Raw genomic sequence first — 24,373 nt, forward strand, 5'->3', positions numbered from 1 at the left:
GAGAAAGAACTGAGAGTATATAGCAATCCCATTTGATTCGTGAGATTTTTTTAACGAACCGCAGAGGACGCCGAGGGCGCAGAGGAAAGAGAAGAAGAGAGAAGATGAGTTCGCGAATCAAATAGGATTGCTATATAGCACCATAAACAATTTGTAAGATTTTCCATTTCTCTTCCTCTCTTCCTTGGCGCTCTTTGCGTCTTGGCGGTTCGTTCACAAAGATAATGTTCGCAAATCAGATATAACCGATCTAATTTTTATGCTTGCTAACGAAAGCTTGCTTGTGATTCTTTAGCAACCAGCGCTTGTATTTCATCCAAAGAGAGATTTTCCACCTCCGCTAACATCTGCTCTATCTCAGCTATTTGTTCTGGATTAGGCTGTTTTTCAGCAATGACAGTAGCAAGTTCAGCGACTGTAGAAGCTTCAAAAAGCAGAGTACGCAGCGGTAATTCCACTTGGAAGGCTTCACGCAGCCGGGAAATCGTTTGTACAGCGAGTAAAGAGTGTCCACCCAACTCAAAGAAGTTATCGTAAACTCCTATTTTTTCAATTCCGATGAGTTCTTGCCAGATATTCGCAATCCCTTGTTCAATCTCATTGCGAGGAGCCACATAGGAATTTGCTTGGAGAGGTCGGGGATGTCTTGTTGCTGATAATTGACTAGAATCATCTGATGTTTGAGCGTGATAAGTCGATAAAGAAAAGTTAGAAGCTTGCTCAATGACATCGGATAAATCTTGCGTTGAAATGATAACTTGAGAAAGGGAATTTTCCAAAATTCGGCTCAAGACATCCACCGCTTCTGCGGATAAAATTCCATTTTTCAGACTTTCTTCCCGCCACTGTTTGAGCTTTTCAGGAACGGCAGTATTCACCGCCATGCCAACTTCTTGCCACGCATCCCAGTTAATCGAGATTGTATGAGCGGATTTAAAAGGATTGCGGTGAGCAAAGGCATCCAAAAAGGCATTGGCAGCACTATAGTCTACTTGTCCAAATCCGCCTTGGATTGAGCTAAGAGATGAACAGAGAACCACGAAGTCTAAATTGACATCCTTGAGGACATCATTTAGTACCAAAGTTCCCATCACTTTAGGAGCAAAAACGCTTTCTACAACTTCTGGTGTTTTGAGTTGAATCATGCCACCACCTGCAACTCCGGCGGCGTGGATAACTCCGTGAATCTCACCAAAACGTTCTAGGGATTGCGCGATCGCATTCTGCATTTGTTCATCATTCGCAACATCGGCAGCGACTACCAGAACATCAGCGCCTAATGCTTCCAATTCCTGCAATTTCTGAATCTTACGGCTGGTAGGATCGAGCGCATCATGGGTTGCTAGCCATTGCTGCCACTGCTCTTTTGCAGGCAGTGCAGAACGTCCGATTAGAATTAACTTGGCTTGTACTGTCTTGGCAAGGTATTCGGCGAAGACTAAGCCCATCCCTCCCATGCCGCCTGTGATCAGGTAGACTCCCTCTTGTCGTAACCGGGTTTGGCTGGCTTTTTCTAGCGGGACTGGCTCAAATGTCTGAACCCAGCGATGATTGCCACGGTAGGCAATCATCGAGTCTTTTGAATCTGCCCCTAGTTCTGCTAACAGTTGCTCTACTAAGCTGTTGGTTCCTGATTCCGAGATCGCCACATCAACTTGACGACAATTGATGTGAGGATACTCTTGAGGAATGACTTTGCATGAACCAATGATGGTTGCTTTTTCAGGACACAATAGCTCGTCGCCAATAATGTCATAAAGATTGTTACTGGCAACTAGAAGTTGAATGGAATTGCTAACAGGTTGTTGTCCTAGCGCTGGCGCTAAGTAAATCAAACTGTAGAAACCGAGATTTTGGCTGGTTTCTAAGGACTGAGGCGGTGATTGGGTGATACTCCAGAGATGCGCGATCGCATTCGGGGTTTTCCCTTGTTCCCGCACAGCTCGAATCAAGGCCTGATAATCATCCTGGCAAGCCGGATTAATTGTGTAAGCGTTGCTATCCAGTTGCTTAAATTGCTCTCCAACCCAAACAGAAATCGCATCTTGTCCAGCTTGTTGCAATCGTTGGACAATTTGAGAACCGATCCCACACTCATCAACAAAAACTAGGTAACAAGCAGATGAAATCTCTCTCGTTTTAACTAAGGGAATTTGCTTCCAAGAAGGAACATAAAACCAGTCAGTAATCTTCGATTTCCCAAGCTTGCTTTCGTCTGTACTGTTTGCTCGGACTTGCGTTTGAGGTTCAATCCAGTAACGCTGACGTTCAAACGGGTAAGTCGGTAACGGCACGCGGTGACGCTGTTCGCCAGCATAAAAACCAGACCAATTCACCGCAACTCCTGCTAGCCAAAGCCGCCCTAAGATATTGAGTAAAAAGGCGATATCTGAGTTTTGCTCTTGGGGATGGCGTAACGAAGGCAATAGCACTTGCCCAATTGCTTCATGGGAATGCTGTTTGGCAAGGGTACATAAACTACGCCCCGCACCAACTTCTAAGAGGATGCGATTTGGCTGTTGCAGTAATGTAGAAATTCCCTCAGAAAAACGTACTGTCTGCCGTAGATGCGTTGCCCAATAACCGGGATTTGTGGCTTCTGCTGCTGTAATCCAGGTTCCCGTAACGTTGGAGATAAAGGGAATTCGAGGAGGATTCAGTTTGACTTTTTTCACTTCCTCAATGAATGGCTCCAAGATAGAATCCATCATCTGGGAATGAAAGGCATGAGAAGTATGCAACCGGCGACACTCGACACCTTTAGCCGTAAGTTGCGCTTCAATTGCATCTACAGCGTCAAGGGTTCCGGAAACGACGCACAGGGAAGGTGCGTTACTGGCGGCTAAAGATAATTTCTCATTCAGTAGGCTTTTAACCTCCGCTTCTGGCAAGGAAACGGCAAGCATCGCTCCGGCTGGGCATTGCTGCATCAGTCGCCCACGAATCGCCACCAAAGCTAAAGCGTCTTCAACAGACATGACACCCGCAAGGCAAGCCGCTACATATTCGCCAATGCTATGACCCAGCATTGCTTGGGGAGAAATGCCCCACGACATCCACAACTGAGCTAAGGCATACTCAATCGCAAATAATGCAGGTTGAGCAAAGCAAGTTTGTTTGAGTTTTTCTGCGGCGGCTTCAGGATTCGGCTGGTTCGGATAAAGTAGCGATCGCAAATCCATCCCGATATGAGGTTGAAGAAGGGCAGCGCAACGGTCTACTTGTTCGCTAAATATCGGCTCAGTCTGGTACAGTTCCCGCCCCATATCCACATACTGCGCTCCCTGTCCGGGAAACATGAAGGCGATGGAGGGTTCAGTAGGCTCTTGGAAGTGAGTTAAAACTTTTTGAGAATGAGGGGTTTCCAACTGGTTTACTAACTCCTCAACCGTCTGGCAAACCAAGATCCGGCGATGTTCAAAAGCCCGACGACCTACTTGCAGGGTGTAAGCAACATCTGCCAAATTGAGATCGGGATGCTGCTTGAGGTGAGCCACCAAATTTGCCGTAGCCGTCTCCAGTGCCGATTCCGTTTTGGCGGAAAGCACCACTAATTGCCAGGGACGCGAAGAACCCGATGCTTTTACCGTTGGCGCTTCTTCCAGAACCACATGGGCGTTGGTGCCACCAATCCCCAAAGAACTGACTCCGGCACGGCGCGGGGTTGAAGCCTTCCATTCCGTCAGATGGGTATTGACGTAAAAGGGACTATTGACAAAATCAATCTCAGGATTTGGCTGTTGAAAATTCAAGCTGGGTGGAATTAACTTGTGTTTCAGCGCCAAAACCGTCTTAATGAGTCCCGTGACTCCCGCTGCTGCATCCAGATGACCGATATTGGTTTTGACGGAACCGATGGCGCAGAAATTCTTTTTCTCGGTATTGGCACCAAAAACATTAGAAAGCGCGGTAATTTCAATCGGATCGCCTAAGACGGTTCCCGTTCCGTGAGTTTCGATATAAGTGATGGTTTCCGGATCGACTCCAGCGAGGGCGAGTGCTTCTGCGATCGCGTCTGCTTGTCCGTTGACGCTGGGTGCTGTATACCCGACTTTCTCAGAACCATCGTTATTGATGGCGGAACCTTTGATTACCGCCTGAATGCGATCGCCATCTGCGATCGCATCCTCTAATCTTTTTAAAACGACCACTCCCACACCATTCCCAATAATGGTTCCCTGTGCATCAGCATCAAAGGCGCGGCAATGACCATCAGGAGATAATATTCCCCCTTCTTGATATAAATAACCTGTTTTTTGCGGTACCCGAATCGAAACTCCACCCGCCAACGCCATATCGCATTGGTAATTTAATAAACTTTGGCAAGCCAGAGTTGTCGCCACTAATGAAGTAGAACAAGCTGTTTGAACGGTCAGGCTTGGCCCTTTAAGATTTAATTTGTAAGAAACGCGAGTCGTGAGGAAATCTTTATCGTTGCCTATTAACTTTTGGAAACTATTGGCTGACCCGATTTGGTCGCCATTTAAATCAAAGGATAAATAGTTATTTAAGCTAGCCCCCGCATAAACGCCAATGCGACTTTCACATCTTTGGGTGTCGTAACCAGCATTTTCCAGCGCTTCCCAAGCACACTCTAAAAATATCCGGTGTTGCGGGTCGGTCATTTCCGCTTCTTTGGGGTTAAAACCAAAGAAAGAAGCATCAAAAAACTCAACATCTTCTAATACGGCACCAGCTTTTACATGATTGAGATTATCGAGTAACCCTGACTCGATTCCAGCATCTATTAATTCTTCATTGGTGAAGACCGAAATTGATTCGACTCCATCGCGTAAATTTTGCCAAAATTCTTCGACATTCTTCGCGCCGGGAAAGCGTCCGCTCATGCCGATAATGGCAATGCCTTCCAGAGAATCGTAATTTGTAGCGTTATCCATGAGTCTTTCTACCTTGCTTGCTCAATAGTTCTTTTTGGCGATTGATAGCCTCTATTTGCTTTCGAGCGCGCTGGACACTATCGCGTCCAGCTTCGCGATCGCGCATCTCTTCAAAAGCAGGCTGTTGTTGGCTTAAGTATTGCGCCAGCGAATAAATGGTTGGGTTTTGAAACAAAGTAACGACTGATATCTCTTGGTTAAAAACTGTCCGCAGTTTGTGATTCACCTGAAGCATCAGTAATGAATGTCCCCCGATATCAAAGAAATTATCGTGAATCCCGACTTTCTCTAAGTTCAGTACCGTTTGCCAAACAGTTGCAATTGTTTTTTCAATCTCCGATTGAGGCGGTTGATAAACTGCTAACTCTAAACGCTGATTTTCCGGAACAGGTAAGGCGCGACGATTGACTTTTCCATTGGGTGTCAGCGGTAGAGTATCTAGAAATACAAAAGCCGAAGGCACCATGTATTCAGGAAGAGTTTGTTTTAAGCGATCGCGCAATTCATTAATCGAAAGTTCAGCATCGTGATTCGGAACTACATAAGCGACTAAGCGGCGGTCGTTGGGCATATCTTCTCTGGCAAGCACCACCGTTTCTCGCACCTGGGGATGTTGTAACAACACCGCCTCAATTTCTCCCAATTCGATACGGAAACCCCGAATTTTTACTTGGTGGTCAATTCTTCCCAAAAATTCAATATTTCCATCTGGCAAATAGCGGGCTAAATCTCCGGTTTTGTAAAGGCGGCTCTCACCCTTCCCCACGAGGGCAGAAGGCTCGTTGGTTACGTCTTTAAAAGGATTCTGAATAAACTTCTCTTGGGTTAACTCTGGTCGATTCAGATAACCTCTAGCCAAACCAAAACCGCCAATGTGTAACTCGCCCGGAACGCCAATCGGAACAGGTTGTAAATGCGAATCTAAGAGATATATCTGTGTATTGGCAATCGGACGACCGATGGGAACAATTCGCCGTTGGCTGTTACGCTGGCAATCCCAAAAAGTAACATCAATTGCCGCTTCTGTCGGTCCGTAAAGATTATGTAACTCTACTGCACCTAGACGGATAAAAAAGCGCTTTTGTAAATCAAAAGGTAGGGCTTCGCCGCTACAAAATACCCGCTTAAGGCTGTTACATTTTACTACCTCCAACTCCTCTAAAAATACTTGCAGCATGGAGGGGACGAAGTGCAGTGTCGTGATTTTTTGCTTGGCAATCAGTTGGACTAAATAACCGCTATCTTGATGACCACCTGGTTTAGCTAAAACGAGGCTAGCACCCGTTAACAAAGGCAAGAAAAATTCCCAAACTGACACATCAAAGCCGAATGGAGTCTTTTGTAAAACTCTGTCGGTTGTTGTTAATTTGTAGGTGTCTTGCATCCACAGCAAGCGATTGTTTAACCCCCGGTGGGTATTCATCGCTCCCTTGGGCTTTCCTGTGGAACCAGAGGTATAAATTACATAAGCCAAGTTCTCTGGTGTAGCAGATGAAATAGGATTTTCTGTACCCTCTTGGGTAATCGTTTCCCATTCGGGATCTAAACAGATAATCGCTTGATGTTGCGGTAATTGATTAACCAAATATTGTTGAGTTAGCAGTAGTGACACTTGGGCATCTGCCAGCATGAACGCTAAGCGCTCTTTCGGATACGTGGGGTCTAAAGGTACATAAGCACCACCCGCTTTTAAGATTCCTAAAAGAGCGACTACCATTTCCAGCGATCGCTCCATGCAGATGCCAACCAAAACATCTGGCTGCACGCCCATCTGTTGCAGCTGGTGCGCTAACTGGTTCGCTCGGTTGTTTAACTCGCGGTAAGTTAGAGACTCACTGAATCCTGTCTCTACATTGTCGAAGATTAATGCAATCGCATCCGGTGTCTTTTCTACCTGCTGCTCAAATAGTTGATGGATACACTTTTGGGGGTAATTAACTTGAGTGTCATTCCATTCCACCAGCAAAGTATGACGCTCAGATGCAGTTAATAGCGGCAAATCTGATAAACACTGCTCTGGATCGGCAACAATTCCTTCCAGTAAGGTTTGGAAATGCCCTAACATTCGGGTGATAGTGTCCGCGTTGAACAAATCGGTGTTGTATTCCAGCGTTCCGCTCAATCCCTGTTCCGTATCTATCATTGATAGGAATAAATCGAACTTTGCGGTTCCACTCTCAACTTCCGAAGTTTTTAAAGTTAACTCTGGTAATGAAACCGTTGATAATGAGGGATTCTGGAGGACGAACATTACCTGAAATATCGGGTTATAGCTCAGATCCCGACTCGACTGTAATTCCACCAGCTTCTCGAAGGGCAAATCTTGGTGAACATACGCATCAATTGCTATCTTTCGCACTCGCACCAATAATTCTTTAAAACTGGGATTTCCCGCCAAATTGGTACGCAACACCAAAGTATTGACAAAGCACCCAATCAAGGATTCCAGCTCAGCGCGATCGCGGTTGGCAATTGGCGAACCAACTAAAATTTCCTCCTGTCCTGAATAACGGTAAAGTAACGTCTGAAACGCCGCCAGCAAGGTCATAAATAAGGTGACACCCTCCTGCTGACCTAGCATTTTGATTGCCTCAGTCAATGCTTTGGGCAGCACTAACGTTTGCTGCGCTCCCCGAAAAGTCTGAATTGGCGATCGCGCCCGGTCAGTTGGCAACTCTAATACGGGAAGTTCTCCCCCTAACTGCTGCTTCCAATAATTCAGATGAGTTTCTAGCTTCTCACCGGAGAACCATCGTTGTTGCCAATCGACATAATCAACATATTGGATGGGAAGTTCAGCAAGTGGCGAAGGCTTTCCGGTCGAGAAAGCTTCGTAAAGTGCTGTCAATTCTCGGACGAAAACTTTAACCGACCAACCATCAGCAACAATGTGGTGCAGCGTGAGCAGTAGCATCGACTCTTCTGCGGTTAGATGCAGCAGTTTTGCCCGGAATAACGGGGTTTGTGCCAAATCGAAGGGCGTTTGAGCCTCTGCGATCGCAAATTGTTGCGCTTGCGCTTGTCTCTCAGCATCGGGCAATTGCCGCAGATCCACCTCTGGTAAATTTAAGGTGACGCAGCTTTCCCCAGAAATCGCTTGCACGGGTTCGCCCTCCACTAGGGCAAAGCTTGTCCGCAAGATTTCGTGTCGCCGGATAATTTCGTGAATACTACGAACCAGCACTGGCACATCCAACCGTCCTGTCAGGCGAACCGCAATGGGAATGTTGTAAGCCGGAGTTCCTGGTTGCAGTTGATTGACAAACCACAATCTAGCTTGAGAAAAAGAAAGCGGATGCTCGTCAGTAGTTTTCTCAACTCTGCACAAAGGTATCGATGCAGACGGAACCGCCTGAGTAAGTTGGTCGAGTATCTGCGTTGCCAGTTGGGTAATGCTAACTCCCTCGAACAAATCCGCGATGGATACAGCTACCTCCAAATCAACCTCGATCCGATTCTTCAACTCGAAAACCATCAACGAGTCGAGACCAAAACGGCTCAAAGGCTGCTCAACACTAATATTTCCTCTGTGATTCTTCCTCTGCGTCCTCTGCGGTTCGTTCCCAAAATCTAATTCAAACGACGCAACACCCAGCACCCGCGCTACTTGCCTTTGCAGATAAGCCTCTAATCGCTGCTGACGTTCTTCCGACTCAACAGCCAGTAACTCTTCGCGGGTGAGATTATCTTCATTTTCGAGATGATAGGAATTCTCTAAAATACTGCTACCAATAACATCCAATTCGCCTGCAAGATACTCCGCACGAGTAGCGCGGCGTTGAATCTTCCCACTGGAAGTCTTGGGAATACTGCCACCTTTAATCAGAACTACCGCATAAACTTGTATCTCATGTTCTTCTGCAACTGCCTGACGAATGGCGGCGGTGACTTCCTCAACATTCGGTTTCGCGCGAAATTCTACCTCTTGCACCACGACCAGCCGTTCTTCATTGCCGACTTCTACCGCAAAAGCGGCACCACTGCCTGCACGTAATCCTGGATGGCTGCATTCTGCCGTTCTTTCGATGTCTTGGGGATAAAGGTTGCGACCCCGGATGATAATTAAATCTTTGGCTCGACCTGTGATGAACAGTTCCCCATTGTGCAAAAATCCCAAGTCGCCTGTTCTTAAAAAAGGCTTTCCGTCCGTATCTGCCAGGGAGGCGCGGAAGGTTTGCGCCGTTTCCTCTGGTCGATTCCAATAACCGTGACCGACACTAGGGCCTGAAACCCAAATTTCACCGATTTCATCTGGCGCACATCGGGTTAAAGTTTCAGGATTTGCAATAACAATCTCCTGTTCTGGTAATGTGTTCCCGCAACCGACCAGAGGCTGGGAATTGTCGTCGTCATCAGCATCAATGACTTGATTGCGTTCTAATGCCGTTTTTTGAACGGTTTTCGTTACCGCAACTGCTGCCTTAACACCACCAGAAACGATCAGGCTAGCCTCCGCCATCCCGTAACAGGGATAAAAAGCTGTTTTTAAAAAGCCGCAGGAAGCAAAGGCATCTGCAAACCGCTCTAAAGTATCTTGGCGGATGGGTTCTGCACCGTTAAAAGCGACACTCCATCTGCTTAAATCAAGGGTTTCTTTTTGCTCAGGTGTAATTTTCTGAACGCACAGTTCATAGGCAAAATTCGGGCCACCGCTGGTAGTCCCTTGGTAGTCAGAAATCGCTTTCAGCCAGCGATACGGACTCAGCAGAAAAGACGCGGGTGACATTAAGTAGCAAGGGAACCCGCCATACAAGGGTTGCAGGACACCGCCGATAAGCCCCATGTCATGATAAATCGGCAGCCAGGAGACAAATTTGCTACTGGGCGAATGCTCCATGAGTCGGTAAGTCATGGCGGCATTGTGCAGTAGGTTGCCATGAGTGAGCATGACTCCTTTCGGTATCCCAGTAGAACCGGAGGTGTATTGCAGAAAAGCTAATGTGTCTTGATGAATGCTTGGCGGTTCCCAATTCTCTTCGATGCCATTGGCAATGTTGTCTGTGGTGAGCCAATTTAAAGCATCTGAGTCAGTTTTTTGAGCGAGAAGCGATCGCACTTTCGCAAAAATCGCCGTTGTGGTGAGCGCGATTTTTGCCTGTGCATCTTGCAAAATTGCTTGAATTCTCGGCGTGTTGCGTTGGTTGCGAGGCGGATAAGCGGGAACGGCGATCGCGCCTGCGTACAAACAACCGAAAAATGCCGCTAGATAATCCAAACCCGGTGGATAAAGCAATAAAGCCCGTTCGCCACTTAAACCCATCGCTTGCAGCTGGGATGCGATCGCTCTACTGCGCCGATCCAGCTCTCGATAAGTCAGGTTCTCGGCTGATGTTTCCCCGTCCTGCAAGAAGGTAAACGCCAGTTTTTCTGGTTCGTTTACAGCTCGATAGCGCAGAATGTCTGCTAAAGTGGCAATTTTCTTAGGCGGGTTTTCTGGAAAATCTTGGCAAAAATCGACCATGTTACTTTTTCTGCTTTTTCAACCCTGACTTTTTTAACCCTGAACGATTGAATCCGACCACAAAGTTCAAACTCTCTAGTTCAAACTTTCTCGTCAAAGATTCGCGTTGCCGAACGGAAACCGCGCATCTGTACCTCCAAACCAGATGGTCGGATTAAAACTGAGCGCTTCATCTGTCTTTGCTTTTAAATCAGCGTTTTTGGGAGTTTTAGGAACCCTCGGCAGAGCAAAAAAGCTCGCAAATTCTGGTGTTGGCGTTCTTGCCAACGCTCCTCTTCAAGAGGGTTCTTAGCGGTAACTTTTCACTACTATTGACATTTATTTTTAATAAGCTTGGATAACCTTAGTACAAAGCTTGCAAGTTTGGCAAGTAGCAATCGCAAAATTTTTTCAGAAATAAAATTCCGGCTTTTGCTCTTCTAGGGTTGGGGGAAGCATGACTTAAACTAGCCGGAAAGCTTCCCCCGACGCTTGTGCAGTAGAGTCTGACATAACCCCAGCCCTTCTCCTACAAGGAACGAGACTTGCTCCGCTTCCCTATCACGGAATGCGGCTGGGGGTTAGGCTTTGTATATGAGCGAACGGAAAACCGCTATAGTTTCATGCTCTCCCGGTCAAGGCGTGCAAATTTTTCTGGACGCTAAATCGGGTATTTTCAGAAAAAACTGACATGAGTTCTCAATAGACTAATTTTTTTTATACCCTTGACATTGGCAGATAAGACGTTATATGTTGCTGACCTAGTGATAATAACTTTCAATAACCAACTAGGTCGTAGTGAGCGCATCGATTGGGCGTGAGGAAATTTGAAGCAAACAAATTGTTACACCGCAAGTAATCAAGCGATGAATGGATTCTTTTGCGCCGAAGAGTCATGCCAAGCTGGAGAACAGATTATCGGGTGTGCAACGAATCACAAAATCTATGTACTGATTGAGTGTCCACCGCCTTGGACACCCGATCCCCTTGATTCAAAATTCCTCCCGGCTAATTTAAAAGCCTTGAAGGAGGAAATTGATACAGAGGAACTTTCTGTTCGGGTTGTATTGATTCATAGCGACCAAACTAAGCGCGATCGCAACAAGCGACTGATAATTTTCCGAGCAAACACCGGACTTTCAGTAGGTTACACCAAGCAAGAATTTCTGATTTCAGATATCAATGATGTAGCTTCTTTACTGAAAGACTGTTTAACAGGAAACCCTCCAGAACAGGAGGCGATAGATATTCAAACAAGAGATATTTTAGTATGCACTCACGGTAGCCATGATAAATGTTGCGCTAAGTATGGAAATCCTTTTTACAAAGCTGCTTTAGCTGCTGTCTCTAACTTATCACTCGATCGAGTCCGCGTTTGGCAAGCCAGTCACATTGGCGGTCATCGCTTTGCCCCTACTGCGATTGATTTTCCAGAGGGAAGATACTATGGCAGACTCAACCAAAAATCATTTGCTGCCATTCTGACCCGAACGGGTGACATTCAGTGCTTGAACAATGTCTATCGCGGTTGGGGCATTTTACCTTGGGCAGCTCAAATCTTAGAAAAAGAACTCATCCTCAAATATGGCTGGGATTGGTTTAACTATCAGGTTGCCTATCAGATAATTGAGCGAAGCGAAGATGAAAATTTTAATCAAGTTGAAATAACTTTTAAAACTCCGAATGGAGTTCTGAGTGTCTATAGAGCCGACATTATTGAAGATAAACATAAAACTCTTCATTTAAAAGGAGAATGTGACAGCAATGAATTGTATGAATTCAACCAATATATTACGAAAAACCTGGTAAGTATTTCGTAGTAATAGATAAATTTCTAAAAATATCCTTTTAAGACATAGAGATTATATTTCGATTGTCAAATCATCTTTTTCTTGATTTGTGTTCTTAACGTCTTGGTGGTCAAATATTTTTTAAAATTAATATGTTTTCAATCAAACAAATAGCCCATTTTTTAAACAAAGTCGCTATTTATTTTCAGTATTTTATTTTCCGCTGTTATACAATTTTGAATTCAAAGACCAACTATAGTCAGCGTAATATCCGACTGTTGTTAATAACACTTTTAACAATTTGTATTGTTTCTGCCTGTGGGAATAATGCCAAAAAGAATGGGACGAATAACAGTATTAATGTTTCTCTAAACTTGCCTTCTCAAGCTGTACGAGTAGTCAAGCACGCAATGGGAGAAACAAAGGTTCCCGTTAATCCGCAGCGGGTAATTGTGCTGGGAAACTTGGAGAATGTCTTAGCTTTAGGGATCAAGCCTGTAGGTGCCACAACCTTAGGAGATGGGGAGTTTCCCTCCTATCTCCGGAATCAAACTGAAGGAATTACAAAACTTGGCATAAATGGGCAACCAAGCCTGGAGAAAATTTTGTTCTTGAAGCCAGACTTGATTTTGGGTTGGTCTTGGGATGAAGAAATCTATGAGAAGCTATCACAAATTGCCCCGACAGTTTTTGTTGAAGGGAGTATTACCTGGAAAGAGTGGCTGAGAACATTTGCCGAAGCGCTGGGTAAGACGCCAGAAGCCGAAAAGCTTTTAAGGAATTATAATCAGCGCGTCGAAACGTTTAAAGAGCAAATGGGCGATCGCTTCTCGCAAATCCAGGTATCTGTGGTTAATTTTTGGGCAGATCAAGTCCGCATTTACATGAAGCGCTCCTTCAGTGGACTCATTCTCAATGATATCGGTATGCTCCGTCCATCAGCGCAGAATAAAGATAAAAACTCGGAAAATCTCTCATTAGAACTAATTCCTAAAATGGAAGGTGATGCGATTTTCTTAGTACTCGGAGAAGGTAAGGAATCTAAGTTAAACCAATTTACAAATCATCCGCTTTGGTTCCAATTGAATGCGGTTAAACAAGGTAAGGTATACCAAGTCAATAGCGATGCCTGGATTAGCAGTTGGGGCATTATCGGAGCCAATCGAGTTCTCGATGACTTGTTTAAATATTTGGTAACAGAGAAATCAAGCAAGGGCAAGAAATTCCCTAAAGTTGCAGCTTTGACTCAATAGTTTAATCCCTAATCAAGATTCATCCAAAACCGCCCACAATCGATAAAACACTACATTCACCAATGGGAGGGATATTCTACTCGGATGGAAACCGCCTTAACAAAACTAATATGCGAACCTTCTTCATCATTTGGATCGGTCAGCTAGTCTCAACGATCGGTAGCTATATGACCAGTTTTGCCATCCAAATCTGGATGTGGGAACTGACTGGTCAGGCGACGGCACTTGCTTTAGTGGGTTTCTTTACCCTGGTGCCGAGTATCTTAATTACACCCATTGCTGGGCTAATTGTAGACCGCTGGAACCGCAAATTCCTGATGATGATTGGCGACACGGTGACAGCTTTGTGTACTGTGGTAATTCTTTGGCTGTACCTGACCAACCAATTGCAAATCTGGCATCTTTACGTCGGTGGCGCGGTTAGCGGTGCTTTTAGCGAAATTCAAGCGCTGGCGTATTCAGTATCGATTGCAATGCTGGTGCCCAAACAGCATTACACCCGTGCTACCAGTCTGGATTCTGCGATTCATTACAGTTCGATTATTATTGCTCCCGCGCTGGCGGGTGTACTTTACTACACGATTGGATTTGCTGGGATCTCGCTCATCGATATCGTCACATTTGCGATCGCTATCGGCACAGTTCTCAAGATACATATCCCCCAACCCACAAGTAGCGAGACATCCTCTCACGATAAAGGGATCTTCCAGCCGATTATCTTCGGCTTCCACTATATTCTGGTGCGTCCCGGTCTGCTCGCCATTGTAGTCGCGGCGTCCTTGTTCTGGTTTGCCCACGATCTGGGCGCTGCCTTGTATGCACCGATGATTTTGGCACGCACGGGGAATGATGCCAGAGTGTTAGGCAGTATCGGTTCAGCAGCCGGATTCGGTGGGGTAACGGGAGCGTTTCTCTTGAGTGCCTGGGGCGGCTCTAAGCGCCGCATCCACGGCTTTTTACTGGCAATGGTGGGGGCGGGTCTGAGTAAAACCGTCTTTGGGTTGGGTCAGATGCTCATGATTTGGTTTCCCGCCCAGTTCTGCTCATCGCTGAATTTTCCCTTATTGAGCAGTTCCAACACAGCAATCTTGCTCAGCAAGGTAAGACCGGATGTGCAAGGACGGGTTTTCGCTGCCCGATCGGCAATTAAGCAAGTTGTTAGCGCGATCGCTCTATTAATCGCTGGGCCACTTGCCGACCACGTTTTTGAACCAGCGATGATGCCAGGAGGTGTTCTTGCACCCATCCTCGGCAGGCTATTCGGCACGGGATCGGGTGCAGGGATGGCGCTTTTGTATGTCATCACTTCCATCAGCTTATTGCTGATAGGTTTGGGTGGGTATGGCTTCCGCGTGTTGCGCGACGTGGAAATCAGCTTACCTGACCATGATGTGGAGCCAGAAGTTGAGGACTCCAGATGCGGAGGCTGAGGGTGAGGTTTTTTAGGTGCAAGCCAGGTAAGCGGAAGCGTTCATTAACCGCTTCCGCTCTCAGTATTGCTGCATTATTAGAACTTGTGGCGCTAGTCGCTAGCTGTTTACCTCAGCGCTACCCAGCGATCGGCGCTACTGGTCGATCTTCCGGTTCTATCGAATTCAGCAACGTCTTCTTAGCTAAATATTTTTTACTTTCTTCAGGATCGAAGAACCACGGAGACAGATTGGGTGGATTGTTGATACCGTTCAAGTAATCCCTGGCAACTTCTGGATTTTGAGCCATTGCGATCGCAATCTCTTGCAGATGAGCCGGAGGCGTCAACAAGCAATCCGTTAAGGCATGACCATGCTGACAATATTGCCAGAATTCATCGAAGACTTCCTGCATCCATGACTCATCAAAGCGTTGGTTGCCATGTTCGACAATCCGTTGCGCGACCAGATGTGCCATCTTTGTGGCGTTATTCGCTCCCTGCGCTCCAACGGGATCGTGCAAAATCACTGTATCGCCAATCCCCATCACCGTTGCACCTGATGGCAAACGACCAATCGGCTTACGCACAGTCGGTGTAATTGCCCCACGAACCCATGCTTGCTCGTCGATCAATTCCATATCCTTGACCGTTTCGTAGTTCCACGGGGTCAATTCCTGGATGACTTGTTTGCTGAGTTCCACTAATTCTTGACCGGATTGGACCTTGCCAAACCGATCCATTGCTCCACCAGGGTAGGCTTCAAAGGCAACAGTGTAAGCGGAATCTTTGCTATTGGTATAAAACGGAAACTGGAGCATCTCTCCAGCGCCGGGTATATTACTGACCTGAAAGGTGCGTCCCTTCATCGGATCTCCCTTGAGTCCGGTGTAAATTCCGCCAGCTAAATGGCGCTTTGGCTGGTCGTATTGGGATTTTTGCTCGTCCCGCTCAAACAAGGTCGAGAAGGAGCCACGACCAGCAGATACCACGACTAGATCGTAGTTTTGAGCATATTCCTCCAAGTTTTGTAACGTCATTGCCTGAACAACCAATTCGCCGCCTCTGCGGACAAACTCCTGCATCCAAACGGATAATTTGAGGCGTTGATCCACACCTCGCCAGGGCTTTTCTAGAGTGGAGGAGACAACTAAGGCAACATTGCCCTGTGGGTCGCACAGGTTGTTATGAAATTGGTCGCAACCCAGAAACTGCTCATCCCAGAAATTGAGTCCCAGGTCACGCTCAAGTTGTAGCGCATCTGGAAACAACAATGGCATTGCCATTATTTTGCCATTGAGGATAGCTTCTGGGGTGCGATCGCTAAATAGAGTCACTGCATAGCCTGCATCCACCAGACTAATCCCTAAGTAAAGACCCGCTTGACCAGCGCCAATAATCGCAATTCGTTTCATGGGATATCCTCCGAAGTTGAGTAGGTCTAGGTTTAAATGGCGATCGCTTTCAAAGAGAACTCAGCAAGTTACTTTAATAAATTAGCCGATACGAATCTATCTAATATCGGGACGCAGGCTTCTAAAACGAAGCGTGGCAAACGCTTCCACTTCCTACGCAACTAATCGGTTTCCACCAAAACGGTAACAGCCGCAACCGCGATCAGCATTTCGTCATTCTTATCATTGAGTGAGGCAATTGCTCGACCTTGAACGACCATTCCGCCAGACTCAACAGTGAGAGTTTTGCGCCCAAAAGGTAATACAGCTAACACCTCCGCTTCCCGTACTTGCTCTGGGTAAGGCACTGCCACCTGTACTTCAACGATCATTTGATCGGGGTCGCTTAAACCTGCAACTTCCCAGACACCCGGCAAAGCATTGTGAGCGATCGCATTCCTGACAGCCCTGGTTGCGGCGACAGTGGGTTCCTGTCCGTGCTGATCGATTCCCATCCCCATCTCGATAATTAAGCGTTTACGAGCCACCGTTACTCCTCTGACGACACTTTATGTTTTCAACTGACCTGCAATATATTCTCTGACTTCTTTGGCTGAATCTAGCTGCAAGACAGCAGATGCGGTCGCTTCCGCTTCATCTATCCTCAACTTTGAAATCGCTGCTTTCACCGTAGAAATGGCTGGGGAGTTCATACTGAATTCATCAACGCCCAATCCGACTAAAATGGGTGTCGCTAACTCTGATGAAGCTAATTCGCCGCACACTCCCACCCAAATCCCAGCATGATGAGCAGCGGTAACAGTTTGCTGAATCATTCGCAGCACTGCTGGTTCAAAGGGATCAGCGAGAGTCGCAACTTTGGGGTTTGTGCGATCGCTTGCCATGACATACTGGCTCAAATCATTGGTGCCAATACTAAAAAAATCTACCTCTGCGGCTAGTTTGTCAGCCATTGTCACCGCTGCTGGCACTTCCACCATGATTCCGACTTCCATTGCTTCATCAAAACTCATCCCCAAAGAGCGCAATTCTGTCTTAGCGGCGGCTAAAATCTCTTTGGCGGCGCGGATTTCTCTCACGGATGCCACCATCGGAAACATAACCTTAATCGAGTGTTGGTGACTGGCGCGTAAAATTGCCCGTAGCTGAGTTTTCAGTAAATCTGGGGAATCTAGTAAAAAGCGAATTCCTCTCCATCCCAGGAAGGGATTGGCTTCTGGTGGCAAATTTAGGTAAGGGAGGGGTTTATCTCCGCCAATATCGAGAGTGCGAATAATCAGGGGATGGGGAGATAGGATAGATGCGATCGCTTCATACGCTTCTCGTTGTTCTTCCTCAGTCGGGATGCTGACTCGATCGAAATACAAAAATTCACTCCGCAGCAATCCCACCCCTTCTGCACCCGTATTTACAGCAATTTTGGCCTCTTGTATTGTCAAAATATTTGCCATCACCTTAATTTGATGTCCATCGTGGGTGATAGCGGGTTGCTGTGCAGCAGCTTGTAACGCCTGTTGTTGCGTTTGCTGGCGATTGCGTTTTGCTTGTAATTCCCGCAACTGGTTATCGTCTGGTTGCACCCACACCTCGCCAGTTTCCCCATCAAAGGCGATGAGCGTGCCATTCTGCAAGCGCAGCAACTCAGCACCCACGCCTACAACCGCCGGAATGCCGAGCGATCGCGCTAAAATTCCACTGTGAGAAGTCGCACCGCCAGCAACCGTACAAATTCCCAAAACTTTGCTGAGATCTAATTGTGCCGTTTCCGAAGGAGTCAAGTCAGTCGCCACCAAAATCCCTGGTTCTGGCAAATTTATAGAAGCGGGTGCTGTACCTGTAAGCGATCGCATCACTCGCTGTCCCACGTCAAAGACATCAGCGGCGCGTGCTTGTAAGTACGAGTCTGGCAATGCTTCGTAAGCTGCAACTGTCTCATCGATAACAGTCTTCCAAGCTGCGGCGGCACTAAAATTTCGCTCGAAAATCAGCTGACGCGTGCGATCGATTACAAAGGGATCTTCTAAGCAAAGCAAATGAGCATCAAAAATCGCCGCTTGTGCTTCTCCCGCCGAAGCAGATATTTGGTAGCGGAGGGTTTGAATCTGATGACGAGTTTGCTCGATTGCTGTCTGTAACTGTTGCCATTCCGCTTCGGGATTGTCTGCTTGCTGCTGTTGTACGTTGAGAACGGTGGGTTGATAGATCGCAATATTGCCGATGGCAATACCCGCAGAGGCAGGAATCCCAGAAAACTGAGAATTGGAAATAGGGAATTGGGGTTGCTCCGGAAGCGGGGTTTCCCCACCCCGAACCTCCGCGACTGATTCCCCGAAGTTGGCTTCTACTAGCTGTTGCAAGGCTGCTAAGGCGGCTTGGGCATCCGCTCCAGAGGCTGCGATCGCTATCTCATTCCCTTGGCGGATGACCAGCGTAACGACTTGATTGATGCTTTTAGCATTGACCGATCCGCTGCTAGATGTGATGTTTTGTAACGTAATCTCAGATTGAAACTGGGAAGCGGTAGCAACAAATTTGGCAGCCGGACGGGCGTGCAAACCCATCTGATTTCGGACGGTGAGATGGATTACCTGACTTTGGGCACTTATTTGGGCACTGACCGATGCCCCGATGGACTCCGAAGGATTAATACCGGATAACTGGGAGGCTTTCGCTGCTAATGCTCCTCGTGCTTCGCGGATGACTTGCTCAATATTTGCACCGGATGCTGCTGTTACCGCTGCGGCGATCGCTCCCTCTACCAGCGGTGCCTCGCAGAGCCTCACTTGATGCCGCCGTTCTTCTGGCAGAAACTCCAACGCCATTTCCGCACTCAGTACAGCACTCCCCAAATCCATCAAGATGAGGACGCCATCCTCACTGTAAACCGACTCAATCGCTTGATAAACCTGCATTGCATCCGTACCAAAGGGATTTTCCGGATCGTCAATTCCCGCTGCGAGAGCCAGCGACACGGCACCTTGAACCATTTGCTGCACTAACGCTTGCACTCCCTCTGCCAGCTTTCGACTATGCGATACGATGACAATTCCCACCATCTCTCCACCACTTCCTGAGATAACTCGCTCAATTATGTTAAGATTTATTAAAGAGCTTAGGATTTTATGACTCATCCCAGCTTAGAAAATATTGGTGCCCAGCTAGAAAGTCCGAATTCACGCGATCGCATGTTGGCGCTTGCCTCTTTGCGTGAAGTATCGGCAGATGACGCTGTACCCCTGATCAAAAAGGTTTTAGACGACGAAAACCTGCAAATTCGCTCAATGGCGGTGTTTGCACTGGGTCTTAAACCGACCGAAGAATGCTTTCCGATTCTCGTGAAATTGCTAGAAACTGACCCCGACTACGGGATTCGCGCCGACGCCGCTGGTGCCTTAGGTTACCTGTGCGATATCAGAGGATTTGAACCCTTGGTGCGGGCGTTCTACGAAGATACCGATTGGCTGGTGCGTTTCAGCGCCGCCGTTAGTTTGGGCAATTTAAAAGATCCCCGCGCTTTCGACGTACTGGTTCGGGCATTAGATAGCGAAGAAGTCGTGTTGCAACAGGCAGCGATCGCGGCACTCGGTGAAATTAAAGCAGTAGGAGCCGTCGATCAAATCCTTCGCTTTGCCCAAGCTGAGGATTGGCTTGTCCGTCAGCGGCTTGCCGAAGCCCTAGGACACTTGCCCAGCGCCAAGAGTATCTCCGCGCTCAATTACCTGGAAAAAGACCGTCATCCCCACGTTGCTACCGCTGCCACCATCTCCCTGAAGCGGCTATCTGAAAACAATTAAAAATTAGAAATTAAAAATGGGGGATTCTCCATTTTTAATTTTTAATGGGAACATTTTTAATTGCTTACAGCCAGTGAGCGACGGAAAACAAGCCATCTTCTACCTGAATATGCTCCACACCGCGCATCTTGACGATGGGCTGACCCTGATAAGATACGCACAGCCAACCACCGAGGACGAAATCAACCGTAATCTCATTCGAGAAGATTTCGTCTAATCGCAGGATATCGATTCCCGACTCATCCTCAATGGTGTCAAAACCATCGCCGGGAGCGTAAATATAGACATCATTGCCGGGACCCCCATCTAAGCGATCGTCACCTTCGCCGCCAACCAAGACATCGTCACCGTTGCCTCCGAATAAGCGATCGCGCTCCGAACCCCCCAGTAAAAAGTCATCCCCACCTTCGCCATACAGGGAATCCTCGTCCTCTCCCCCTTGAATCAGGTCATTTCCTTGCCCACCGTGGATGATATCGTTGCCTGACTTGCCAACCAGGGTATCGTCGCCAGCATACCCAAAAATAACATCGTCGCACTGGGTGGCTTCAATGTAGTCATCGCTGGGAGTGCCATGAATTCTAGACATGATGCAGGTTTACTCATCCGAAAACTCTTTAACCTTTTATAAAGTAGAGGTCAGCGGTTATCACTCTCTCTAGCGACTGGTCAATCTAAGATATTGAAAGTGATGTTAAAAATTATTAGTCCAGAAGAGTTTGATTCATGGATATTCAAGAGTTTTTCCAGCTGAGTGCAGGCAAATGGTTTTCCCAGCGTACTAGTCACCATCTGGCTTTCAAGCAAGCAGAAAGTGGCAAGTCAGACATCAAGATCGAGATGCTCTCGGCAGAAGATCCGGAAGTGATCAAGCTCTGCGAACAGTACGAAGTTGACCCAGGCTTAGCTTGGGGAGGCGCTCGCGTTAGCTGGGATGGCACGATGGAATGGGATCAAGAAAAGCACGCGGGTTCTAGCGTTCTCGTCCCGATTCCCGACCCGGAGAAGCCGAACGAAGGTCAGTTGCTGCGCGACATGGGCTATGCCGAGAAAGCATCGGTCGCAGGTCGCTATGTCATCGGTAGCGATAATTCATTCACGCTGATTACCGAGTATGAAACGATGTACTCGGAAGAACGCATCTGGTTTGCTAGCGAAAACTTGCGGCTACGAGCCAGTATTTTAAAGCGATTTGGCGGCTTCTCAATGGCTTCTTTTTGCTCGGAAATTCGCATGGGCGTCGCAAAGCCACAAGAAAAAGCCGTTGACACCGTCGCCAACACTTAAAAATTAAAAATGAGGATTGTTCATTTTTAATTTTCCGTTTTCAAGGGCTTAAGTCTCTTCATCACTCTGGGCAACGGCTTTGAGTTTTTGGTAAAACTCAGAATCATCTGCCGTTGGGATGAATTGGTGTATTGGTCGCTTGCTGACATCCCAGCGCGACCAATTTGCTTGATAATTTTTGTGGCTAGAACGCAGCGCAAGGCTGGCGTTGGCGTCTTCTGAATTGGCAACGTCCCTAGGGTTGTCCGTGTTTGTCGGTTCTGACAGGACGGAAGCAGCACCCTCCTCTGGGGAGGGCGTCTGGGCGATCGCAATTGGGTGGGCGATCGCGATCGCCTCGTCACTGGCACCCACAGATGCTTCCGTTGAGGATGAATAAACTGAATTCATCGCCTCTTTCGCCTTGATTCGCTCTAAACTTGGCTCAGGGTTAGAAGCTAAGGTTGCTGGTAGCGGATCGGCTGCTTCCGTCAAATTTTGGGGAAAATTGCGGCAAACCAAGCGCTCAAAATCATAGTTAAAGTGATACAGGGCTTGACCGCGCCGAGACCAGAAATTTAAGATTTGCTCGACAGAAATCGCTTTGTAACGTCCCTGATAAAGCGCCTCAATCACGGCTAGAGGCACCCAGTCGGCACCAAAGTCGCGAACCCAATGGGCTACCAATTCCTCAGCCGTGTAACCCCTAATCAGTTCAAAACAATAGTAAAGAAGCAGCGTCGTTGCGTAGGCAGTAGCTGAGTCTTGTGTTGACTCTGTCATCAGAAGTTAACTTGGCAGACCAGAAATAATATTAATCGCAGATTAGCGTTTAGCTGTCATCAGTCATTAGTCAGTGGTGATATTCATATCTTGCACTCTCAGCACCAGTTCAGGAGAAGTATTAGACAAAAAACGTAGAATATGCGAGCGATAGGGCTTTTGCCTACGGGCGATAATTTATGGCGATCGCCCAAGATTTTTTGTCCGACGGCGAAAGCCCCTAGCAAGCAGGCAATCGCCCAGTGGCAACTAATGCTTGATAAACCATAGCAGCTGCCTCGGCTCGTGTGGCTTCTCGATTTGGGTTGAGTTGTGCGGGTGCCGGGTGGTTCACAATGATACCTCTTTGTGTAGCAGCAGCAATAGCAGGGCGGGCATAGGCTGGAATCGCTGCGCGGTCTTCGTACTTGTCTAATAGTTTTTCATCCCCTGAGGCAAAGCCCAATCCACTCACCAGAGAGACAATCAGCTGGACTCTCAGAACCGGCTGCTGAGGGCGGAAGGTTTGGTCGGGAAATCCGGTAATGAAGCCACCGCTATAAGCTTGTTGAATCACCGCCTGCGCCCAGAAAGTCGGGGGGATATCGGTAAACTGAATGCCTGGGCGTTTGGAAGTGGGGTTAAAGGCTTTAACTAATAAAGCCGCGAATCCCGCCCGATTGAGTCGATCATCTGGCTTGAAAGTGCCATCGGCAAAGCCACCCAGCAGGTTTTGATTTGCCAATCCTCGAATAGAATTCTCTGCCCAGTGTCCCTGAATGTCGCTGAAGCTGGGAAGGGAGGAGTCGGGATTCACTTCCGGATTGACAATATAGGGAGAAGCGATCGCCTTGACTTTCCCTGTGGTGACTAATGCCTGATAGATGAGTGCAGCAACTTCGGCGCGGGTAATGTCTCGCATCGGTTCGAGTTGTTGAACCTGGGGATAATTCACCACCATGCGCCTCGTGGTGGCAACAGCGACGGCATCTGTGGCGTAGCTGGGAATTTGAGCGCGATCGCCATAAACTCCCAAGACGCTAGAATTACCCCCCGTAAGTGCTAAACCACTGACTAAAGATGCGATCGCCTGCACCCGCGTTAGATTTTGCCCCGGTCGAAATGTGTTATCTGGAAACCCAGAGATAAAACCCATCGATGCCGCCTTCGCGATCGCCCCCGCCGCCCAAAAATCTGCTGGAATATCCTTGAAACTGCTCTGATTTCCCGGTCGTGGCGGCAAGTTAAAGGTTTTCGCGATCGCTGCGGCATATTGGGCGCGAGTCATTGCCGCTTCTGGCTGAAACGTCCCATCCGGGAAGCCACTCATCAGATTTTTTGCCACTAGCGCCTGAATAAACGCTTCCGCCCAATAACCGGCAACATCGCTAAACTGGGCGGGTCCCATTGTAAAAGTAGCGGCAACCGTCGCCGCCACAAATTCCACCGTTCCCTGTACCCGCACTGGATTCAGCTGATTTCCCGCTGAGACGACGGCGAACCGGGTCAGATTTTGCAGATCGACTTCCCCGTTATCCCGCAGAATATTACCCGCTGGCTCTTGACGGCTCCCTAGCTGCGGTTTTGCCGCATCATTGATAATTAGCCCCGCTTGTGTATTTTTCTCAATCAGATTGCGACGCAGCACCGGGGTCGCGTCACGAGACAGAAAAATCCCCGCCCGATTCGCAAAAATCTTATTATCGGTAATTAGGGGAGCCGCTTGATCTCCAATCAAAATTCCGTAACCCGTTCTCTCTGCCACATTCCGACGCACTTCCCCCTTGGCATTGCGGACGAGAGAAAGACCTGTGGAGGCATTTTGGGTAAAGACATTATCTAAAATTGCCGGTTTCGCGGTACCCGTGACAAAGACGCCATCGCGACTGCAACTGGTAAAAGTATTATTTGCCAGCCTGGGCGATGTCGATTCTATCCAAACCCCTGTCCCCTTCGCCCCCCGATTTGTTACCGTAACTCCCCGCAGTTGGGCATCCGTTTCCAGCCGCAGGGTAATGTTTTGGGAGCCAAAGCTTGGGCTAATATATTCCCCACTGCCTTCGATTTGAATTCCCTTGCCTTTGCTGGATTCATTCCCTACCACCGTCACCCCAGCCGCAATTACCAGGGGAAACACTTCTCCCCCAGCCGCATTGTAAATCCCAGATGCCAACTGAATCGAAGTTCCGGCTTGAGCCTGCTTCAGGGCACGAGTCAGCGTCTTCAGCGGGGCAGATGAGTTCCCGACACTGTTATCTTTGCCAGTTGCTGGGTTGACATAAAGCATTGGTTGACCCATAAAGTAAAGAGTTTTGAATTTAGTCCTTTGTCATTTGTCCTTAGTGGT

At 47.7% G+C, this 24,373-nt stretch carries 14 protein-coding genes; 5 read left to right on the forward strand and 9 right to left on the reverse strand.

Annotation, left to right across the window (positions count from 1 at the left end; all coding sequences use genetic code 11):
- Positions 1-266: 266 nt before the first annotated feature.
- The 3 genes from NDA03_RS08250 to NDA03_RS08260 all read right to left on the reverse strand — a co-directional run bounded on the left by NDA03_RS08250 (position 267) and on the right by NDA03_RS08260 (position 10,626).
- Positions 267-4,898: an SDR family NAD(P)-dependent oxidoreductase gene (locus NDA03_RS08250; protein WP_348237793.1), complete on the reverse strand. Its 4,632-nt coding sequence runs from the start codon at positions 4,896-4,898 to the stop codon at positions 267-269.
- A complete protein-coding gene (locus NDA03_RS08255) occupies positions 4,891-10,359 on the reverse strand; it encodes an amino acid adenylation domain-containing protein (RefSeq protein WP_348237794.1) in 5,469 nt (1,822 codons plus the stop codon). Before NDA03_RS08255 ends, NDA03_RS08250 begins: the two co-directional genes overlap by 8 nt.
- A 93-nt stretch (positions 10,360-10,452) precedes the next feature.
- Positions 10,453-10,626 (reverse strand): hypothetical protein, encoded by a 174-nt coding sequence (locus NDA03_RS08260; protein ID WP_348237795.1) that lies wholly within the window; start codon positions 10,624-10,626, stop codon positions 10,453-10,455.
- Positions 10,627-11,204: 578 nt separating this feature from the next.
- On the opposite strand from NDA03_RS08260, the gene NDA03_RS08265 reads away from it, so the two are divergent.
- From NDA03_RS08265 to NDA03_RS08275, 3 genes are all read left to right on the forward strand, one after another.
- Positions 11,205-12,158, forward strand: a complete 954-nt coding sequence (locus NDA03_RS08265; RefSeq protein WP_348237796.1) for a sucrase ferredoxin — start codon at positions 11,205-11,207, stop codon at positions 12,156-12,158.
- Between the two features lie 380 nt (positions 12,159-12,538).
- Complete coding sequence (locus tag NDA03_RS08270; protein WP_348237797.1) at positions 12,539-13,381, forward strand: iron-siderophore ABC transporter substrate-binding protein; 843 nt, start codon at positions 12,539-12,541, stop codon at positions 13,379-13,381.
- Positions 13,382-13,491: 110 nt separating this feature from the next.
- Positions 13,492-14,811: an MFS transporter gene (locus NDA03_RS08275; protein WP_348237798.1), complete on the forward strand. Its 1,320-nt coding sequence runs from the start codon at positions 13,492-13,494 to the stop codon at positions 14,809-14,811.
- Between the two features lie 118 nt (positions 14,812-14,929).
- On the opposite strand, the gene NDA03_RS08280 is transcribed toward NDA03_RS08275, so the two are convergent.
- The 3 genes from NDA03_RS08280 to ptsP all read right to left on the reverse strand — a co-directional run bounded on the left by NDA03_RS08280 (position 14,930) and on the right by ptsP (position 19,260).
- Positions 14,930-16,204 (reverse strand): styrene monooxygenase/indole monooxygenase family protein, encoded by a 1,275-nt coding sequence (locus tag NDA03_RS08280; protein WP_348237799.1) that lies wholly within the window; start codon positions 16,202-16,204, stop codon positions 14,930-14,932.
- Between the two features lie 161 nt (positions 16,205-16,365).
- A complete protein-coding gene (locus NDA03_RS08285) occupies positions 16,366-16,731 on the reverse strand; it encodes a Lin0512 family protein (RefSeq protein ID WP_190531363.1) in 366 nt (121 codons plus the stop codon).
- 21 nt (positions 16,732-16,752) lie between these two features.
- Positions 16,753-19,260 (reverse strand): phosphoenolpyruvate--protein phosphotransferase, encoded by a 2,508-nt coding sequence (ptsP, locus tag NDA03_RS08290; protein ID WP_348237854.1) that lies wholly within the window; start codon positions 19,258-19,260, stop codon positions 16,753-16,755.
- 66 nt (positions 19,261-19,326) lie between these two features.
- Between ptsP and NDA03_RS08295 the strand changes: the two genes are divergently transcribed.
- Positions 19,327-19,998, forward strand: coding sequence for a HEAT repeat domain-containing protein (locus NDA03_RS08295; RefSeq protein WP_190415008.1), 672 nt, complete (start codon positions 19,327-19,329; stop codon positions 19,996-19,998).
- A 64-nt stretch (positions 19,999-20,062) separates the two neighbouring features.
- Here NDA03_RS08295 and NDA03_RS08300 read toward each other — a convergent pair whose 3' ends face one another.
- Positions 20,063-20,587: a hypothetical protein gene (locus tag NDA03_RS08300; RefSeq protein ID WP_190689732.1), complete on the reverse strand. Its 525-nt coding sequence runs from the start codon at positions 20,585-20,587 to the stop codon at positions 20,063-20,065.
- Positions 20,588-20,724: 137 nt separating this feature from the next.
- Here NDA03_RS08300 and NDA03_RS08305 point away from each other — a divergent pair, with 137 nt between their 5' ends.
- Entirely contained in the window at positions 20,725-21,285 is a 561-nt protein-coding gene (locus NDA03_RS08305; RefSeq protein ID WP_348233055.1) for a phycobiliprotein lyase, read from the forward strand.
- A 48-nt stretch (positions 21,286-21,333) separates the two neighbouring features.
- Here the strand turns inward: NDA03_RS08305 and NDA03_RS08310 are convergent, their stop codons facing one another.
- Together NDA03_RS08310 and NDA03_RS08315 are read right to left on the reverse strand one after the other, a co-directional pair.
- Positions 21,334-22,047: a hypothetical protein gene (locus NDA03_RS08310; protein ID WP_348237800.1), complete on the reverse strand. Its 714-nt coding sequence runs from the start codon at positions 22,045-22,047 to the stop codon at positions 21,334-21,336.
- A 220-nt stretch (positions 22,048-22,267) separates the two neighbouring features.
- On the reverse strand, positions 22,268-24,325 hold the full coding sequence (locus NDA03_RS08315; protein WP_348237801.1) for an S-layer homology domain-containing protein: 2,058 nt from the start codon (positions 24,323-24,325) through the stop codon (positions 22,268-22,270).
- Positions 24,326-24,373: the final 48 nt, after the last annotated feature.

The organism is Trichocoleus sp. Lan (genome assembly GCF_039961855.1).
Classification (GTDB): Bacteria; Cyanobacteriota; Cyanobacteriia; order Cyanobacteriales; family FACHB-T130; genus FACHB-T130.